The sequence below is a fragment of the Nocardia vinacea genome, assembly GCF_035920345.1.
Classification (GTDB): Bacteria; Actinomycetota; Actinomycetes; order Mycobacteriales; family Mycobacteriaceae; genus Nocardia; species Nocardia vinacea_A.
Map to the genome: position 1 here is coordinate 6093218 of NZ_CP109149.1, position 18464 is coordinate 6111681.

At 64.3% G+C, this 18464-nt stretch carries 18 protein-coding genes; 1 reads left to right on the plus strand and 17 read right to left on the minus strand.

Going from position 1 to position 18464, the window contains the following annotated elements:
* Positions 1-403 precede the first annotated feature (403 nt).
* From OIE68_RS27605 to rplJ, 13 genes are all read right to left on the minus strand, one after another.
* Positions 404-1114 carry a hypothetical protein gene (locus tag OIE68_RS27605; RefSeq protein ID WP_327093988.1) on the minus strand — a complete coding sequence of 237 codons (711 nt, stop codon included), beginning with the start codon at positions 1112-1114 and terminating at the stop codon, positions 404-406.
* Positions 1115-1125: 11 nt separating this feature from the next.
* Entirely contained in the window at positions 1126-1833 is a 708-nt protein-coding gene (locus tag OIE68_RS27610; protein ID WP_327093989.1) for a hypothetical protein, read from the minus strand.
* A gap of 121 nt (positions 1834-1954) precedes the next feature.
* A complete protein-coding gene (locus tag OIE68_RS27615; protein WP_327093990.1) occupies positions 1955-3196 on the minus strand; it encodes an MlaD family protein in 1242 nt (413 codons plus the stop codon).
* Positions 3193-4380, minus strand: a complete 1188-nt coding sequence (locus OIE68_RS27620; RefSeq protein WP_327093991.1) for an MCE family protein — start codon at positions 4378-4380, stop codon at positions 3193-3195. Before OIE68_RS27620 ends, OIE68_RS27615 begins: the two co-directional genes overlap by 4 nt.
* Before the next feature lie 125 nt (positions 4381-4505).
* On the minus strand, positions 4506-5780 hold the full coding sequence (locus tag OIE68_RS27625) for an MCE family protein (RefSeq protein WP_327093992.1): 1275 nt from the start codon (positions 5778-5780) through the stop codon (positions 4506-4508).
* A 1-nt stretch (position 5781) separates the two neighbouring features.
* Positions 5782-6792: an MCE family protein gene (locus OIE68_RS27630; RefSeq protein WP_327093993.1), complete on the minus strand. Its 1011-nt coding sequence runs from the start codon at positions 6790-6792 to the stop codon at positions 5782-5784.
* Complete coding sequence (locus OIE68_RS27635) at positions 6792-7859, minus strand: MCE family protein (RefSeq protein ID WP_327101824.1); 1068 nt, start codon at positions 7857-7859, stop codon at positions 6792-6794. Before OIE68_RS27635 ends, OIE68_RS27630 begins: the two co-directional genes overlap by 1 nt.
* An 8-nt stretch (positions 7860-7867) precedes the next feature.
* Complete coding sequence (locus OIE68_RS27640) at positions 7868-9220, minus strand: MCE family protein (protein ID WP_327093994.1); 1353 nt, start codon at positions 9218-9220, stop codon at positions 7868-7870.
* A 123-nt stretch (positions 9221-9343) separates the two neighbouring features.
* On the minus strand, positions 9344-10108 hold the full coding sequence (locus tag OIE68_RS27645; protein WP_327101825.1) for an ABC transporter permease: 765 nt from the start codon (positions 10106-10108) through the stop codon (positions 9344-9346).
* Positions 10109-10213: 105 nt separating this feature from the next.
* Positions 10214-10921, minus strand: a complete 708-nt coding sequence (locus tag OIE68_RS27650) for an ABC transporter permease (RefSeq protein WP_327101826.1) — start codon at positions 10919-10921, stop codon at positions 10214-10216.
* A 98-nt stretch (positions 10922-11019) separates the two neighbouring features.
* Entirely contained in the window at positions 11020-12096 is a 1077-nt protein-coding gene (locus OIE68_RS27655; protein ID WP_327093995.1) for an ABC transporter ATP-binding protein, read from the minus strand.
* Between the two features lie 241 nt (positions 12097-12337).
* Entirely contained in the window at positions 12338-12718 is a 381-nt protein-coding gene (gene rplL, locus OIE68_RS27660) for a 50S ribosomal protein L7/L12 (protein ID WP_040696004.1), read from the minus strand.
* A 64-nt stretch (positions 12719-12782) separates the two neighbouring features.
* The gene (gene rplJ, locus OIE68_RS27665) at positions 12783-13322 is read right to left on the minus strand and encodes a 50S ribosomal protein L10 (protein ID WP_040696007.1); all 540 of its coding nucleotides are present in this window, start codon (positions 13320-13322) and stop codon (positions 12783-12785) included.
* Positions 13323-13862: 540 nt separating this feature from the next.
* On the opposite strand from rplJ, the gene OIE68_RS27670 reads away from it, so the two are divergent.
* A complete protein-coding gene (locus OIE68_RS27670) occupies positions 13863-15476 on the plus strand; it encodes an MFS transporter (protein WP_327093996.1) in 1614 nt (537 codons plus the stop codon).
* Positions 15477-15547: 71 nt separating this feature from the next.
* Here the strand turns inward: OIE68_RS27670 and OIE68_RS27675 are convergent, their stop codons facing one another.
* The 4 genes from OIE68_RS27675 to nusG all read right to left on the minus strand — a co-directional run bounded on the left by OIE68_RS27675 (position 15548) and on the right by nusG (position 18403).
* Positions 15548-16081 carry an NADPH-dependent FMN reductase gene (locus OIE68_RS27675; protein WP_327093997.1) on the minus strand — a complete coding sequence of 178 codons (534 nt, stop codon included), beginning with the start codon at positions 16079-16081 and terminating at the stop codon, positions 15548-15550.
* A gap of 207 nt (positions 16082-16288) precedes the next feature.
* Positions 16289-17002, minus strand: a complete 714-nt coding sequence (rplA, locus tag OIE68_RS27680) for a 50S ribosomal protein L1 (protein WP_327093998.1) — start codon at positions 17000-17002, stop codon at positions 16289-16291.
* A gap of 78 nt (positions 17003-17080) precedes the next feature.
* Entirely contained in the window at positions 17081-17515 is a 435-nt protein-coding gene (gene rplK, locus OIE68_RS27685; RefSeq protein ID WP_062983809.1) for a 50S ribosomal protein L11, read from the minus strand.
* 108 nt (positions 17516-17623) lie between these two features.
* On the minus strand, positions 17624-18403 hold the full coding sequence (gene nusG, locus OIE68_RS27690; protein ID WP_327101827.1) for a transcription termination/antitermination protein NusG: 780 nt from the start codon (positions 18401-18403) through the stop codon (positions 17624-17626).
* Positions 18404-18464 lie beyond the last annotated feature (61 nt).

The following is an 18464-nucleotide window of genomic DNA, read 5'->3' on the forward strand; positions in this document are numbered from 1 at the left end:
GTGGTCCGCGACCGTCGCTTGTCTGCTACGAATTCCGCTGGATACAACCCGAACGAAACCCGAACAGGCAACAACGGAAGTAACACCGGAAGGTGGAACTTACGTGTGCAAATCGAGGTATGGACAGGAGGCAGCCAGCGCAACGTCCAACCGTACACCCATACGCAAGGTGGTGTCAAAGTACCACCCGAACAAGCCTCCGCGTGGCGGCACGCCGTGACCGTTATGGCCGCATTCCGGGTCCGAATCGCTGGCTGCGTCGGGAGCCACGGGGCGCGAGAAGCCACTGTGACAGCTGCCGCTGTTGTGAATAGCGTGACGTGTCCGGCGAAACTCGTCAAGTGGCGGGCCCGACCCGGTGATCAGCCAGATCCCCTGCCCCGCTGGGCTTATGCCGCCGAAATCACTGGTCGACGATGGCCGCAGCCAGCCACTTGCCGTCGACCTTCTGCATTTTCAGCACGATCGGGCCGGAGGCGCTCTGCTGGGCGATGCCGTTCTTGTTCGCGCTGACCACGAAGTTCACCAGCAGCTCGGCCCTGTCCTGGGTGAGCAAGGTCACCCCGATCGGATCGGCGAGGGCATCGGCGCTGGTCTGCGCCTGTTTCAGGGCGGCGAGATTGGTATCGGCGTACTTGTCGAAATCGGCCAGCATCTGCCCGGTGACGACACCGTGTACCGCATCCTTGTAGCCGTCGAGCTTGTTCACGTCATAGGCGTAGATGGTCTTCAACGCGTGCGAAGCGGCCGCGGTCACCTCTTCGGTGGCCTTGCTGTCCACATAGGCCTCGTTGGAATCGTCGATGCCGGGACGGAACGCCGCGACCGCGGCGAAGGCACCAAGCAGCACAGCGACGAGGAGAAGGGCCGCGACCACACCCCACCCCGCGCCCGGGCGCAACCGCTGCGACCACGGCCGCGACGGCTCGGCGGGGTGCTGAGCCGGACGGACCGGTTCCGCGCTACCAGCGACCTTCGTCCGGCGCTTCGTGGTCGCTTCGTCGGCCGCGCGGTTGCTGCGGCGCGCGGTGACCGACCCGGTGTTCGCCGCCGTGCGGCCGACAGTGGGACGGTTGCGGGGAGTGACCCGATTGACTGGTCGACGAGATGCCATGACGGGTTCTCCTACGATCCGGGCTTGGGCGTCGCGCCCGCGGACGGCGTGGCACCGGGCTGTGCGGCAGTCGGCTGATTCAGGGGGATGGGCTGGCTCAGCGGACTCGCCTTCTCGGCCTTCCAGACCTCACCCTGCTTGACCAGATCAAGGGCCCAGGTCTGACGGTAGGGGTACGGCGCGACATCCGGGACGGTCCTGGTGGTCTGCAGCACGATGAGCGCGGAGGCGTGGTCGCGCTCGGAGTTCAGCGCGGTCAGTGAGGAGCCGATGACCTTGGACTCCAGCCTGGTCTTGGCCTGCGTGGCCTGCTCGCGGAACTGCTCCTGGGTCTTGGTGGCATCGTCGAGCAGCGATCCGGTCATCGACGACTGGATCAGCTTGATCGAACCGTCGACATCATTCGGATCCAGCGACATCAGGTTGATCGCGGCCTGCCTGGCATCGGCGAGCGCGGTATCGCGCGCCTCGACGCGCGGACCGTCGGTGAAGAAGGCCGCGCGCACCCAGCCGGTGCCGAACCAGACCGCGGCGATCAACGCGACGACCAACGCGGCGGCCGCGACCATGGTGACCGCGAGTCGTCCGCGGGGTGCGTCCGCGGACGCCACCGTCGGGCGCACGGGATCCGATGCCGTCGCGTCATGCGCTGCGGCATCGGCTTCCGTGGAATCGGAGCCGGTCACCGCCGGCGTTTCCTTGGACATGTCGATGCTCACGACCGTACCTCGCTAGCGCTCGGCACGGTCGTGCCCATCATGGGCGCAGTTTTTTTGGTTCGCTCGCTCACGGCCAGACACCCTAACTATTGTTACTGCGGCGTAGCCGCGTAGGTCCTGTTCACCGCTTGGGCGTGACCCCCAACAGGGTGGCCATCTGTACGGCGATCGGGTTCAGATTCAGCTTCTCGGGATCGGTCTTGGGGTTGGAATCCCAGGGCTGCACAATGCTCGGATCCGCCAGATCGGCGCGCATTCCACCGCGCACCGCGGTCGGATTACCGAACGGCACAGTGCATTTCGCGTCCTTGTTGAACGGGAACTCGTCGCGGGTGTCGTCGAAGTCCGGATTCTCCCGCTTCATCTGGTCGAGGATCGCTTTGGTGCCCTCGTAGCCCTGGGTACACGCGGGCGGGTTGTTCGCCTCGAGCACCAGACCGAAGTGGCTGGTGCCGTCACCGGGCGCGGTGGACGACGCGCCGATGGACAGCCCCGGCAGCATCTGCAGCAGCGGACGCAGCGCGTAGAACTTCGGCGAGATGGTCAGCAGCAGCTGACGCAGGTTGGTCAGATCCTCGGTGAGCGCGCCGCCGCTCTCGTTCAGCAGCGCGGTGATCTGCTCGCCGGCATCGGTGCCGGTGCCGATGAGCCGCCGGATATCCGGATCGCTCGAGCGCAGTTGAGCGGTGAGTTCGTCGAGGCCCTGGCTGAACTGCCGGATGTAGCCCGACTGCTCGGCCTGGGTGCCCAGTGCGATCCGGCCGTCGCGGATCAACTGGATCGTCTGCGGCAGGCTGTCGTTGAACGTGGCGGTGAATTTGTTCAGCGAATCGATGAAGACCTTGAGGTCGTCGCCCTTGCCATCGAAAGCCTTGCCGAGTTCGGTGACGGTGGTGTTGAGCGCGGTGAGATCGACCGAGCGGGTGAAGGTGTCCACGCTCTGCACCAGCTGCTCGACCGAAATCGGTGTCGTCGCCGAGGCGATGACCGAACCGTCGCGCAGATACGGGCCGTGGTCGGCATCGGGCTGCAGATCGACGTACTGCTCACCGATGGCCGAACGGTTGGCGATCACTGCCTTGGCCGACTCCGGAATCTTCGGCGCGTTCGAATCGAGCACCAGGTCGATAGCCACACCCGAATCGGTCAGTTCGAGATTGCCGACCCGGCCGACCGGGACGCCGCGGTAGGTCACCTCGGCGCCCTTGTAGATGCCGCCGGTCTGCTTGGCGTCGACCTTCACCCTGTACTCGCCGATGCCGAGCATGTGCTCGAGCCGAACGTATTTGGCGCCGACGAATACCACGCCGAGCACCGCGATCAGGGCGAACGCGACCAGCTGGTAGCGCACCAGACGGGTCATCGCTGACCACCTCCGATCTGGTCGAGAATCGCCCCGAGCGGATCGGCAGGCAGCTGCGGCAGGCCAGCGGGGTAGCGCGGAATATTGGGCGGCAGCGGCAGCAGCGATACCGTCGGCCAACCCGGGCGCGGACCATTGCCGCCGTAGTACGGGTTGGTCGGATTCACCGGTACCTCGGGGCCGTAGGGCGGCGGGATGTACACCGGGTCACCCTTGCCGACACCGAGATTGCTGAGCGTGACACCGATCTGCTGATCCACCGAGAGCCAGGTATTCACCTGACCACCGAAGGTGCCCTCCAGCGTCGAGTCCGGGAACGGATAGGTCGGTATCAGCGGCAGCGCGGTGACCAGATCCGGTGCGGCCTTGCCGAGTTCCTGCAGCGTCGGACGCAGCGAGGTCAGATCCTTGATCAGGTCGTCCTTCGAGTGGTTCAACACGTCGAAGCCGGCCTGACCCACCCGATCCAGCTGCTGCAACAGCGAAATCAGTTGCGGCCGTTGCTCGTTCAGAATCTTTACGCCCTGCGGCAGCTCATCGATGATCTTGCTGATCTGATCGGTCTGGGTGCTCACCCGACCGCTCAGCGTGGCGAGTCCGTCGATGGCCCTTGTGATGTCGTCGACCTGCTCGTTCAGCCCGCCGATCAGGGTATTGGCCTGATCCAGCAGCGAGCGCACCCGCTCCTCACGGCCGCCGAGCGTCTTGTTCAGCTCCGTGACGATGGGCTGCAGCTGCGCGACGCCGCCACCGTTGAGCAGCAACGACAGCGCACCGAGCACCTGCTCGATCTCGGTCGCGTGCCGGGTGTGGTCGGCCGGGATGACCGAACCATTGGCGAGCTTCTTGCTGTCGGGTTCCTCGGCCGGCTTGGACAGTTCGATGAACTTCTCGCCGAGCAGATTCGACTGCCGCACCTCGGCCCGCGCATTGGTGGGCAGGTCGACCGAGGAATTCACCAGCGCGCGCACGCTGGCCGTCCAACCGTCCGGAGCCAGAGCGATTTTCTCGATGCGGCCGACCGCCACGCCCTCGACCTTGATCGCGGACTGCGGCACCAGATCGAGGACATCGTCGAACCGGATATCGATGGTCATCGGGTGGTCGCCGACATCGGCGCCGCCGGGCAGCGGCACCGCATAGATACCCTCGGACGAGCACGAAGTCACCAAGACCGTGCTCATACCCACCACCAGCACCGCGCCGGCCATTTCGAGCGACCTGCGAGCAGTCGCTACGCGGACCCTTTCTAGCGACCTGCGAGCAGTCGCCACGGCGAGAGTGCGTGCCGCGGAACGAATTCGCTTGTTCATCGCTGGCCACCTCCCTGCGAGGGCGGAAGTTGATCGGACGGTGTGCCGGGAACCGTGCCCGGCACCGGATCGCGCTGCTGGTTGTCGTTGCTGAGGATGCCGAACGGCAGGATCAGCGTCGGCGTCTTCACACCGGCGGTGATCTGATCGGTGATCTCCTTGCAGTGATCCAGAATCGGGCGCATCTGCTTGCCGAGCGCCTCGAACTTGGGATCGCCCGGCATCAGCTTGCTCAGATCCAGCATCTTGCACACCGCGCCGAACGGATCCTGCAGATCGGTGAGGTTGGCGCGCATGTCGAGGGTGCCGGATTCGGCATTGTGGATATTGATCAGATTGCTCAGCGCCAGCGGCAGCACCGGCAGTGCCGCGGCCAAATCGTCGCGCTGCTTGGCCAGCGTCGCGGTTAGCGTGGTCAGGCCCTGGGCATTCTGCTGGATCAGATCCCGGTTCTCGTCGATGAATCGAGCGACATCGCCGAGCGCGACCGACAGCAGGTTCAGCGCCGCGCCGAGGTCCTGGCGTTCCCCCGCGAGGAAGGTCGACAGATCCGCGAGCTGGACATTGAATTGCCGCACCTGCTGGTCGTTCTGGGCCAGCATGGTGACGAAGGTCTGCAGATTCTTGACCGTGTCGAAGATATCGCCGCGGGCATCGCCCAGGTACCGCGCCGCGCGCGAGAGCTGAGTGATGCTGTTGGCCAACGCCTCTCCGTTGCCCGCCAGGTTCGCCGCGGAGGTTCGCACCAGTTGGTTCACCGCGCCCTGGGCGTTGGCGCCGTTGGGGCCCAACGCATCCGAGAGTTCGGTGATGCTCTTGTACAGCTGGTCGACCTCGACCGGGGTGACCGTGTTCTTGCGCGGAATGGTCGCGTTGTGCGCCATTTTCGGTCCGCCGGTGTAGGCCGGGGTCAGCTGGATGTAGCGGTCGGACACGATCGACGGCGTGATCTGCGCGGCCTTGGCATCGGCGGGCACGTCGACGCTGCGGTCGACGCTCATCACCACCTTGACCTGCTCGCCTTGCGGCTCGACGGAATCCACCTTGCCCACCGGCACACCGAGGATGCGAATATCCGAACCTTCGTAGATGCCCACGGAGCGGTCGAAGTACGCGGTGATCTTGGTCGTGGTCATCCGGTCGAAAAGCCACCAGAGGGCACCGGCCAGGACCAGCGCCGCGATCACGCCGATCGCGATGGTCGCCTTGGTGCCGCGACGCGAGGTCCGCAGCGCGGTGAGCGGCTCCTTACGAGGCCAGTTCACCCCCATGTCAGTTACCTCCCATGGTGCGCACCGGCGGCCGGTCGCCCGGAATCTCCGGCAGACCGGGCGGGAGCAGGTTCACGATCACCGCGTCGAACCAGCGACCGGTACCGAGCACATTCGCGTAGAGGCCGTAGAACGGCGCCGCGAGTTCCAGCGTCTTGGAAATGTTCTGCTGATTCTCGTTCAGCAGGTTGATGGCGGCCTCGAGGTTGGTCAATGCCGGCCCCATCTGCTTCTCGTTATCGGCGACCAGCGCGCTCAGTTCGGCCGACACCGTCTTGGCGCCGGTGAGCAGCTGTGCGATGGACTGCTGGCGAATGTTCAACTCGGCCAGCAACTGTCCGCCGTTGGCCAGCAGGCGCTCGAACTGCTGACTGCGGTCGGCGAGCACACCGGTGGTCTGCCTGGTCGCCGCGAACAGCTTCTTGAGCTCCTCATCGCGCTTGCCGAGGGTTTCGGAAAGCCGGGCCACACCGTCGATGGAGTTGCGGATCTCCGGCGGGGTGGTCTCGAACGCCTCCGAGAGCACCCGCATGCTGGTGGCCAGCTGCGCGGTGTCGATCTGATCGATGTTCTTGGCCGCATCGCTGAACGCGTCCACCACGTCATACGGAGATACCGTGCGCGACAACGGAATCACTTTGCTCGGATCGGCGGGCTCGGAGCCCTTCGGATCCAGCGCCAGGTACTTCTGGCCGAGCACGGTCTTGATCTGGATGGAGGCGGTGGTCTCGTTGCCGACCCACGCGTCCTGGGTGCGGAAGTCGACGAGCACCTTATTGCCGTCGAGCCGGACATCCGATACCGCACCGACCTTCACACCGGCGATGCGAACCTCATTGCCCTTCTTGAGGCCCGCGGCCTCGGAGAACTGCGCGGTGTATTTGGTGCCCGCGCCGATGATCGGCAACCTGTCCAGGAAGAACGCGGAGATCGTCACGAGCAGCACCATTGCCAAGCCGAGCACACCCAGGAACGCGGGGCTGCGCTTGCCGAGCAGGATCCGGTCGTCCATCAGTGACCACCCTTCCCCTGGCAGCGCGGCGCAGCATTGGTGTAGAGCGGCTGGTTGACCGTCGGCAACCCGGCGGGGAGGTTGAGCTGCGGCGCATCCACCGCGCCCGGTCCGACCACGATGTCGATACCGCACAGATAGAACTGGAACCAGGAGCCGTAACTGCCGGCGCGGCCGAGCTTCTCCATCTTGATCGGCAGATTCGTCAGCGCCGTATTCACTTCGTCCTTGCGCTCGTCGAGGGTGCCGGTGAGCTGGCTGAGCCCGGCGATCGAACCCTGCAGCGTCGGGCGGGTCGGCACCAGCAGATCCGCGGTGGCCGAGGCCAGATTGCCGAGCGAGGTGACCGAACTGCCGATGGTGTCGCGTTCGGCGGCCAGTCCGCTGACCAGCGCCTCGGTATTGACGATCAGCTGATCGAACTGGCCCTCACGCTCGTTGACCGCATTGAGTACGGCCGTCAGATTGCGCACCAGATCACCGATGACCGCGTCCTTGTCGGCGATCTTGTTCGTCAGGTTCGCGGTGGTCGCTACCAGATCGTGGATGGTGCCCTGCTCACCCTGGAAGACCTGGATGATCTCGTAGGACAGCTTGTTCACGTCATCGGCTGTCAACGTCTGGAACAGCGGCCGGAAACCGTTGAACAGGGTGGTCAGGTTGAGCGCGGGCCTGGTGTGCTCGAGCCCGATGGTCGCACCCTTGTTGAGTTTGCGGCCCTGCTCGCCCGTGCCCTGTTCGAGCGCGATATAGCGCTGGCCGACCAGGTTGCGGTACTTGATGGTCGCAGTCGTGGAGGCGGGCAGCCAATCGCGGTCGGTCAGTTCGAATCCGACCTCGGCCTGGCGCTTGTCCACGATCTTGACGCTGGTGACCTTCCCGACCCGGACACCGGCGATGCGCACCTCGTCACCTTTATTGAGCGAGGTGACATCGGAGAAGCGCGCCTTGAACGCGGTGCCGCCGCCGGTGTAGTTGGCGATCGAGAGCCCGAGGATCGTCGTCGCCAACAGCGTGACGACGACGAAGATGATCAGTTTGGTCAGCGGCCCGCCGAGGCCGCGCATCGTTTCCTTCATCGCACGCTCACCTCGCTGCCACGGAATGCGGGTGCACCGATCCTGGTGACCCAGCTGGGCACCTGGTCGGGCGAAACACCGTTCGCCGCACCGTAGATCGTGCCGAGGGTCTGCTGTTCGGCGGGCGAACCGGCCGTGGTCGGCACATTCGCGGCCGGGTACATGCCGAACTGCGGCACAGGTAGCTTGCCACTGTCCTGGTCACCCGGATTGCGGCTCGGCACCTGGTAGGAACCATCGTTGATCGGTCCGCCGGTGTACTGACCCGGATCGGTGAAGACCGGGTATTCCGGCACGCACCAAGGCCCGCGGGTGTCCAGCCAGCGCGGCTCGTCCTGGTTGGGCAGGTACTTGCCGCGGGTGTTGGTCAGCTCGATGCTGACTCGCGAGCCGGGCCGATTGGTACCCATACCCATGAGCTGGTCGATGCGCGGCTTCATCTTGGCGAAGTTCGCTATTGCGCAGGTGTAGGTCGGCGAGTAGGTCGCCAGCTGTTCCAGCGCGGGCCGCGAGTCGGCGGCCACATCGATGATGTTGTCGCGGTTGGCGATCAGGAAGTCCGCGGTGGTAGCCGCGGTCGGATTCAGCGTGGCCAGCAGGTTATCGATCTGCGGGCGGCGCTGCACGATGGTCGCGTTGGTGGTGCGCAGGTTGTCGAATGCGCCGACCAGCTGCGGCAGCGCATCGGAATAGGTGGCGGCCACATCGGCGAAGCTCACCAGATCCTGCTTCAGATCCGGCATGACCCCGTTGACCTCACGGAAGATGTGATCCAACTTCTCCACCGACTCACCGAGCGCCAGGCCCTGCCCCGAAAGCGCTTGGGACAGTGCGCCGAGCGTCGAGGCGAGATCCTGCGGCGGAATCGCCTGCAGCAGTGGCAGCACATCGTCGAGCAGCTTGCTGATCTCGATGGCATTGCCGCTGGTGTCCTGATGCAGGGTCACGCCCTCGGTCAGGTGCTGCTTACTCGGCTCGTCCGGGATGACCAGATCCACATACCGCTCTCCGAACAGCGTCTTCGGCAGCAGCCGGGCCGTCGCATTGACCGGAATCTGCTCGGCCTTACCCGGATCGATCGCGAGGTCCAGGGTCACCTTGCCGCCCACGGACCGGCTGGACCTGACCTCGCCGACATTGACGCCGCGCACCTTCACATCGGCATTGCGGGTCAACGCATTTCCCACGCTGTCGGTGATCAGTTCGACCCGGACGGTGTCGACGAACGCCTTGTTGTAGATCGCGACCGTAGTGACCAGGAATAGTGCGCAGACCACGAAGAATGCGATACCGAGTAGCCGGACACGCAATTTCTCCGTCGCGCGCCACAGCTGCACGTTATTACTCATGACGGCACCTCACCGCCGCTTCGCATTTCGATGACCCGCGCGCTCATGCCTGCACCTCGCTGACGCTCGGTTCCGGCATGACCGCGATGGTGGCTCTGTCTTTTATTCGCTCGCTGCGCTCGCTCATCCGGCAACCCGCACGGTTGTCGTGGTGCCCCAGATGGCGAGACTCAGGAAGAAATCGAGCACATTCACGAGCACGATCGCCGCGCGCACCGCGCGACCCACCGCGACGCCGACACCGGCCGGTCCGCCGGTGGCATTGAAGCCGTAATAGCAATGCACCATGATGATTACGAATGCGAAGACCAACACTTTGATGAATGAATACAAGACGTCTTCTGGTGGCAGGAACAGACTGAAATAGTGGTCATAGGAACCACTGGATTGTCCGTTGAACCAGATGCTGATCATTCGCGACGCCAGGAAGGTGCCGAGCAGACCGACGATGTAGAGCGGGATAACCGCGAGAAAGCCCGCGATCACCCGGGTGGTGACCAGGAACGGCACACCCGGCACCGCCATCACCTCGAGCGCGTCGATCTCCTCGGAGATCCGCATCGCACCGAGTTGGGCGGTGAAACCACAACCCACCGTTGCCGATAGCGCGAGCGCGGCGACCAGCGGCGCGATCTCGCGGGTATTGATATAGGCGGTGAGGAAGCCGGTCAGCACCGAACTGCCGAGCGCATCCAGGGCCTTGAAGCCCTGCAGGCCGACCACGACGCCGACCGAGCCGGACATGAACACGATGACGCCGATGGTGCCGCCGATGACGGCCAGCGCACCACTGCCGAAGGTCACCTCGGCGAGCAGCCGCATGACCTCCTTGCGGTAGTGCACCGCGGTGCGCGGAATCCAGGCGATGGCCTTGGAATAGAACGACATCTGATCGCCCGCGCGATCGATGACATTAACCGGCACACGTGCGATCTCACGGGCCCGGCGGGCAGATTTCGCCAGCACCGGGGGACGGTACGAGGTGGCCACGGGTCAGGCGCCCTTGGCGGGGACGACCTGCAAATACACCAGTGTCAGGATCAAGTTCACGAAGAACAGAACCATGAAGGTGATAACCACGGATTGGTTCACCGCGTCTCCGACTCCTTTCGGGCCCCCTTTGGGATGCAACCCCTTGTACGCGGCGATCACGCCTGCGAGCAGACCGAATACCAAGGCCTTGATCTCGCCGATCCACAAGTCCGGCAGCTGGGCCAGTGCGGAGAACGAAGCGAGGTAGGCGCCCGGTGTTCCGCCCTGCAGCAGCACGTTGAAGAAGTAGCCGCCCGCGATGCCGACCACCGACACCAGACCGTTGAGCAGTAGCGCGACCAACATCATGCCGAGCACGCGGGGCACGACCAGGCGCTGCACCGGGTCGATGCCGAGCACCTCCATCGCGTCGATCTCCTCACGGATGGTGCGCGCGCCCAAGTCTGCGGCTACCGCCGATCCGGCCGCGCCCGCGATGATCAACGCGGTGACAACGGGGGCGGCCTGCTGGACGGTAGCCAGGACGCTGGTTGCGCCGGTAAACGATTCGGCGCCTAGTTGTTTGATCAAAGAGCCGGTCTGCAGCGCGACAACCGCACCGAACGGGATGGCGACCAGTGCGCTTGGCAAGATCGAGACACTCGCGATGAACCACGACTGCTCGATGAATTCGCGCAACTGGAAAGGCCGTTTGAACGTCTTGCGCATAACGTCGATGAGCAGCGCAAAGATGTTGCCGGCCTGGCCAAACCCCGACTCTACTGGAGTCCGCAATCGCGCCAGGGTGGAATTCACGATCGCAGATGTTACCCGTTAGTTGTGTTGTGGCGCACGGTAGTGTCGAATGACCCGCCCTGGTATCCGCCCAGCTCGCTGTTCTGATACGCCATCACCTGCGTGTCGTCGCTCTGCTCAAGTGACTCACGGATAGCCGCCTGGGCCGCATGCGGCAGGGTGTGCATGACGTCGCGGACGCGCGCCTGACGGCGAAGTACCGCCTGACGCACCGGCATACCCGGAGTGGCCCGCATCTGCGGAATGATGCCCTCGACCTCCTCGGCACCACCGTGATGGTGCCCGGCATCGACGAGGGCCTGCTCGCGCGCCATCTGCGCCTCGTCCTTCTCCTCCGACATACCGATCGGACCGATCATCCGACCGTTGAGGAACTGCTTGACCACCGGCTCCTCGGAGGTCAGCAGCACCTCACGCGGACCGAACATCACCAGCGAGCGACGGAACAGCATCCCGATGTTGTCGGGCACGGTGCGCGCCAGGTTGATGTTGTGGGTCACGATCAGGATCGTCGCGTCGATCTGGGCGTTGATATCGATCAGCAGCTGCGACAGATACGAGGTACGGACCGGGTCCAGACCGGAGTCGGGCTCGTCGACCAGAATGATCTGCGGGTCGAGCACCAGGGCGCGGGCAAGACCGGCACGCTTGCGCATACCACCGGAGATCTCACCGGGCAGCTTGCCCTCCGCGCCGAGCAGACCGGTCAGCTCGAGCTTCTCCATCACGATCTTCTTGATGTCCGATTCGGACTTCTTCGTGTGTTCACGCAACGGGAACGCGACGTTGTCGAACAGGTTCATCGACCCGAACAGCGCGCCGTCCTGGAACAGCACACCGAACAACTTGCGGATTTCGTAGAGCTCCTTATTGGAGCAGGTGGTGATATCGGTGCCGTCGATGAAGATCGAACCGCGCTCCGGACGCAGCAGACCGATCAGCGACTTCAGAAAGACAGATTTACCGGTACCCGAGGGGCCGAGCAGCGCGCTGACCTCACCCGAGGGCAGCGTCAGAGAGACATCCTGCCAAATACGCTGTGAACCGAAGGATTTGGTAACACCCTCGGTCCTGACCTCGACGCCCACGCCAACCTCCACAAATTCTCAGCGAGCCACCCACCGGCGAACCGCGCTATTCGGTATCACGGTGTGTCGCGTCACAGTGGGTGCGGTCACTGTATCCCATGAGCATGACGCGGCACACCCTTACCTGACCGAAGAGTAACCCCGGATCACTCGCAATATTCGCATTACCGTCGCACGCGTCATGACAACGCAAACGGGCGGCCCCCAATGGGGACCGCCCGTTCGGCGAGTAACTCGCGAATTACTTCACGGAAACCTTGGCGCCGGCCTCTTCCAGCTTCGCCTTGGCAGCCTCGGCGGCGTCCTTGGCGACCTTCTCCAGGATCGGCTTCGGGGCGCTCTCGACGAGGTCCTTGGCTTCCTTCAGGCCCAGGCCCGAGACGATCTCACGGACCACCTTGATGACCTGGATCTTCTTGTCGCCGGCACCCTCGAGGATGACGTCGAACTCGTCCTGCTCCTCGGCGGCCTCGGCCGGAGCGGCAGCGCCACCGACGGCGGCGACGGCGACCGGAGCAGCCGCGGTGACCTCGAACTTCTCCTCGAACTTCTTGACGAAGTCCGACAGCTCGAGCAGGGTCATGTTGCCGAAGGTCTCGAGCAGTTCGTCAACGTTGGCCATTGTTGTTTCCTTTCGGTAGTTGGTTGTCTATGTGGGCGAGCCGCACGCGATCCACCCGGGGGTGTTACTCGGCGGCAGCTCCGCCTTCTTCGGCCTGCTTCTTCTCCTGCAGCGCGGCGGCCAGGCGGGCCACCTGCGAAGCGGGAGCGTTGAACAGACCGGCAGCCTTCGCCAGGTTGCCCTTCATCGCGCCGGCCAGCTTGGCCAGCAGCACCTCGCGGGACTCCAGGTCGGCGATCTTCTCGACCTCGGCAACGGACAGCGCGGCGCCGTCCATGTACCCGCCCTTGATGATGAGCGCCTTGTTCTCCTTGGCGAAGGTCTTGATGGCCTTCGCTGCGTCGACCGGCTCGCCCTTGATGAAGGCGATGGCGGTCGGTCCGACGAACAAGTCGTCCAGGCCAACGACGCCCGCTTCCGCAGCCGCCCGCTTGACCAGGGTGTTCTTGGCGACGGAGTAGGTAGCGCCTTCGCCGAGCGCGCGACGCAGATCGGTGAGCTTACCGACCGACAGACCACGGTATTCCGTGATGACGGTGGCCGACGAGCTCTTGAACTGCTCCGTGATCTCCTCGACCGCGGTGACCTTCTCGGGTTTTGCCATACTTCGCCTCCTCTCTGGATGTCGGTTCGTATTCGAACTGCCGAGTACCAGGGGCCAGCGATAAAGCAAACGCCCCGAACGCAGAGCGTTCCGGGGCGCAATAGGTGATCGACCCAGGCATTGCCCAGATCGAATCCCAGCCTCGGTCCTCCCTGCGTGGGCCGCCGGCTCGATGCCGGACCTTCGACCACGCCCGAATGGGCGCAGCGACCAACGGTCTTCGGTAGAACGGATTGGGTAGTCATCGAACTCGTCGATTACTTCGGTCCAGAGTAGCCGAACCCACCCTCATCTGCCAAAACGGCGCTCCCCCGGAACTTTCGCCGGTCGCGAGTGCCACCGGCCGAACGTCGCGGACCTGCGGCTATGCCGGAGTTGCGGATTGGACGCACCCGACGAGTTACCCATGCACTCGCGAAATCAGCCAGCGCCTCCATAACTTCGGCCATGTGTCGCCAATCACAATCACTGACAGCTGTGGCGGATATCGCCGCAATAAAGTGTTACCAAGAGTGACAGTTACTGCTTGACTACTGAACTATGGCAACCTCCATAGTCGATCCACCGGTGCTGTTGGAACGACGCACCAGGCGCTTCATCGCCCTTGCCGTCATATGTTTGGCGGAGCTGCTGGTCGTCCTCGACAACACCATCGTGAATGTGGCCCTGCCCTCCATCGGAGTGGAATTGGCCACCGGCGTCAGCGGTCTGCAATGGGTCGTCGATGCGTACACCCTGACCTTCGCCGGATTGTTGCTGGCCTTCGGCAATCTCGCCGACCGCTACGGACGCCGCCGCGTCATGATGATCGGGCTGGTCGGCGTGGCCGTCATGTCGGTCGGCGGGGCGCTGTCGGAATCCATGGGCACTGTCATTGCCGCCCGCGCCGCGATGGGAGTCTTCGCCGCGGCCGTCTTCCCTGCGACGCTGGCGCTGATCATCAATATCTTCACCGATAAGCGCGAGCGCGCGCTGGCCATCGCCGCCTGGACTGCCATGGCCGGCTTCGCCATCGCGATCGGCCCGATCTCGGGTGGCTGGCTGCTGGAACACTTTTCATGGCATTCGGTCTTCTGGATCAACGTACCGGTGGCGCTGATCGCCCTGGCCGCCACCCTGATCTGGGTGCCCGAATCGCGATCCGCCCAGGTGGGGCGGCTCGATCTGCCAGGCATCGGATTGTCGGTCACCGGCATCACCGCACTGGTGTGGGCCATTATCGAAGCGCCGCGCTACGGCTGGCTTTCCACGACCACACTCGGCGTCGGCGCACTCGGCGTCGCACTGCTCGCGGCGTTCATCACGTGGGAATTGCGTACCAGCGCACCGATTCTCGATATGCGGCTGTTCCGCAATCGACGATTCTCCATGCCCGCCTTGGCGATTGCGGTCGGCTACTTCTCGATGTTCGGATTCCTGTTCCTCATTACTCAGTACTTCCAAGGGGTGCGCGAGTACACGCCACTCGAATTCGGCATCGCCTCGCTGCCATTCGCGTTCTCGGTGGCGATCGGCGCACCGATCGCGACGCTCATGGCGACCCGCATCGGCACCACGCCGGTGATCGTATTCGGGCTGTTGCTCACCGGGGTCGGGCTGTATCTCGGCGGGCAGGTCACGGTGGACAGCAGTTATGTCATCGGTGTGCTGCCGTCCATGGTTTCGATGGCGCTCGGTCTGGCCATCGTGCAGGGCCCGGCGACCGAATCGATCATGGGTTCGCTGCCACTGAATGAAGCGGGCGCAGGATCCGCGGTCAACGACACCACCCGCGAGATCGGCGGCACCCTCGGCGTCGCGGTACTCGGCTCGATTGTGGCGTCGTACTACACGACTCGCGTTTCGCCGCTGATCGACCGGGTGCCCAGCGGGATGATGAACTCCGACCAGCGCAGTCTGGTGAAGGCCAGTCCGCTCAGCGTGCTGGAAATCCGCAAACGAGAACTCGCACCATTTTTCGACGCCCAGCGCGAAAACCTCATCACCGCAATGAAAACGGCAGCACTGCAGGGGTCACACGCCGCATCCCTGGTCGCCGCGGGCGCGGTCGTGGTGTGTGCGCTGATCGTCGCCATCTTCCTACCGTGGGGAGTGCAGGAGAGCGAGTCGGTGCTCCTCGGCTGGCGCAAATCCACAGAGCCCCACGAAAACTGACCATCCGAGCGAGTCGAATGGTGGCTTGGAGCGGTCCGAAAGACACCATTCGACTCGCCTGGGCGGTGTGGTCAGGCTGGGGTGGTCTGGTGGACCAGACGGGTGAGGGCTGTCAGTGCGCCGGTGCGGAATTCGGGGGTGGTGACCAGGCCGTCGGCGTCGACGGCATCGCGAGCTACCGGCAGGCGGGCACAGGTAGCCGGATCGACGATGGCACCGACGTAACCCAGCACAGTGGTCAGGGTGGTGGCCGCGCCTTCGCCGCGGCCTTGGGCGGCGACATTGAGGAAGGCAGTCGGCTTTTCGTAGAGGTCGGCGGTGCCGACGGTCCAGTCGAGCAGGTTCTTTAAGCTGCCGGGGAGGGTACCTGCGTATTCGGGAGTGCAGAGCAGGACCGCGTCGGCGCGCGAAATATGTTCGTGCAGTGCGACAACCGACGGATGACCGGTACCGTCGTCATCCGGGCTGAAGGCGGGAAGTTCGGCGAGGCCTTCGTACCAGAAGGTCTCGACATTCTCCGGCGCGATTGCCGCGACTGTGCGCAGTGCGGCGGTATTGGTCGAAGCACTACGTGTGCTTCCGGAGATGAGCAGTACGGCGGTCACCTCATGGCCAACCGTCGCCGCACGTGAATTAGTCCGGTTCGCGGTGCGGCCGCAGCACCGCGACCGTGCCGCTACCTACGAGAATCTGCCGAGTATGCGCAAAGGACGGGAACGCGATTCGCGTTCCCGCCCTAGCGGTAAAACTCAGCTTCCTGCGATAACGCTCAGCTTCCGAAGAGCTGGGCTACCGAAGAGCCAGGGTGCTACTTATGCATCCTCGTCGAGGAGGTTGCGGGTGCGGTTCGGGTCCACCGGGATGCCCGGTCCGGTGTTCGTCGAGACCGTCACCTTCTTGACGTAGCGGCCCTTGGCGGTCGACGGCTTGGCACGCAGGATCTCGTCCAGCGCGGCGCCGTAGTTCTCCACCAGCTTGGCGTCGTCGAAGGACGCCTTGCCGATGACGAAGTGCAGGTTGGCCTGCTTGTCGACGCGGAAGTTGATCTTGCCGCCCTTGATGTCGTTGACGGCCTTGGTCACATCGTTGGTGACCGTGCCCGTCTTCGGGTTCGGCATCAGGCCGCGCGGGCCGAGAACACGCGCGATCCGGCCGACCTTGGCCATCTGGTCCGGGGTGGCGATCGCGGCATCGAAGTCCAGCCAGCCGCCCTGGATCCGCTCGATCAGATCCTCGGCGCCGACGGCGTCCGCACCGGCGGTCTCGGCCTCGGCGGCCTTCTCACCAGCCGCGAACACGATGACGCGGGCGGTCTTACCGGTGCCGTGCGGCAGGTTGACCGTGCCGCGGACCATCTGGTCGGCCTTGCGGGGATCCACACCGAGACGAACGGCGACCTCGACGGTCGCGTCGGTCTTGGTGGTTGCGGTCTCCTTCGCCAGGCGCGCGGCGGCCAGCGGGGAGTAGAGCTGAGTGCGATCGACCTTCTCGGCCGCGGCGAGATACGCCTTGCTTCGTTTTGCCATGATTGTCTGTCCTTAATGTGGTTCAGAAGTGGTTATCGGGTCTGGCCGACCCTCCCACCGGGATTTCGAGTGCGAAACTCACGCCTCGACGGTGATACCCATCGAGCGCGCGGTGCCCGCGATGATCTTGGCCGCCTGGTCGATGTCCTTGGCGTTCAGATCTTCCTGCTTGGTCTTGGCGATCTCCCGGACCTGGTCCATGGTGACCTTCGCGACCTTGGTCTTGTGCGGCTCGGCCGAGCCCTTCTGCACACCGGCGGCCTTGAGCAGCAGCTTGGCGGCGGGCGGGGTCTTCAGCTTGAAGTCGAAGGACCGGTCCTCGTACACCGAGATCTCGACCGGAATGACGTTGCCACGCTGCGACTCGGTCGCGGCGTTGTACGCCTTGCAGAACTCCATGATGTTGACGCCGTGCTGACCGAGCGCGGGGCCGACCGGAGGGGCCGGGTTCGCCTGGCCGGCCTGGATCTGAAGCTTGATGATCCCGGCGAGCTTCTTCTTCTTGGGGGGCATCTTTCTTTCCTAGGGTTTTGGTGTCCTTGCTCTTTGCAAGCCTGGTGAATCAACCCGTGCGCCGGGCCGATTCATCCCGCGATCCCGGCCGGAGCCGAAACCGCGGAACTAGATCTTCGCGACCTGGGTGAACGCCAGCTCGACCGGTGTCTCGCGACCGAAGATCGACACGAGCACCTTGAGCTTCTGCTGCTCGGCATTGACCTCGGAGATGCTGGCAGGCAGCGTCGCGAACGGGCCATCCATCACGGTCACCGACTCGCCGACCTCGAAGTCGACCTCGATGACCGGCTTGGGCGCGATATCGGTGGCGGTCGAAGCCGCGGCGGCGGCCTCGGCAGCGGGCTTCTTCTGCTGCTGCGCGGCCGGGACCAGGAACTTCACCACGTCGTCGATGGAAAGCGGCGACGGCCGCGAGGTGGCGCCGACGAAACCGGTGACACCGGGGGTGTTGCGCACCGCGCCCCACGACTCGTCGTTGAGTTCCATCCGGACCAGAATGTAACCGGGCAGCACCTTGCGGTTGACGTGCTTACGCTGGCCGTTCTTGATCTCGGTGACCTCTTCGGTCGGCACCTCGACCTGGAAGATGTAATCCTCGAGGTCCAGGTTCTGCACGCGGGTCTCGAGGTTGGCCTTCACTTTGTTCTCGTAACCGGCGTACGAGTGGATTACGTACCAATCGCCGGGGGCGCGCCGCAGGGCGGCCTTCATCTCGGCAACCGGATCGGCGGGTTCGGCATCGACAGGAGCGGCCTCGACAACTTCGGCGTCAGCGGCGTCGGATTCGTCGACAACAGCTTCCTCGACGGCCGCGGACTCCTCGACGGTCTGCACCGTTTCGTCGACCGGGAACTCGTCGGTTGTGTCGTTCTCCGGGGTGCTCACTGGGGCACTCGCTTCCTGTGTCGTCACGTACATCCTTTGCGTACCGGGCCGGGCGCGCTGT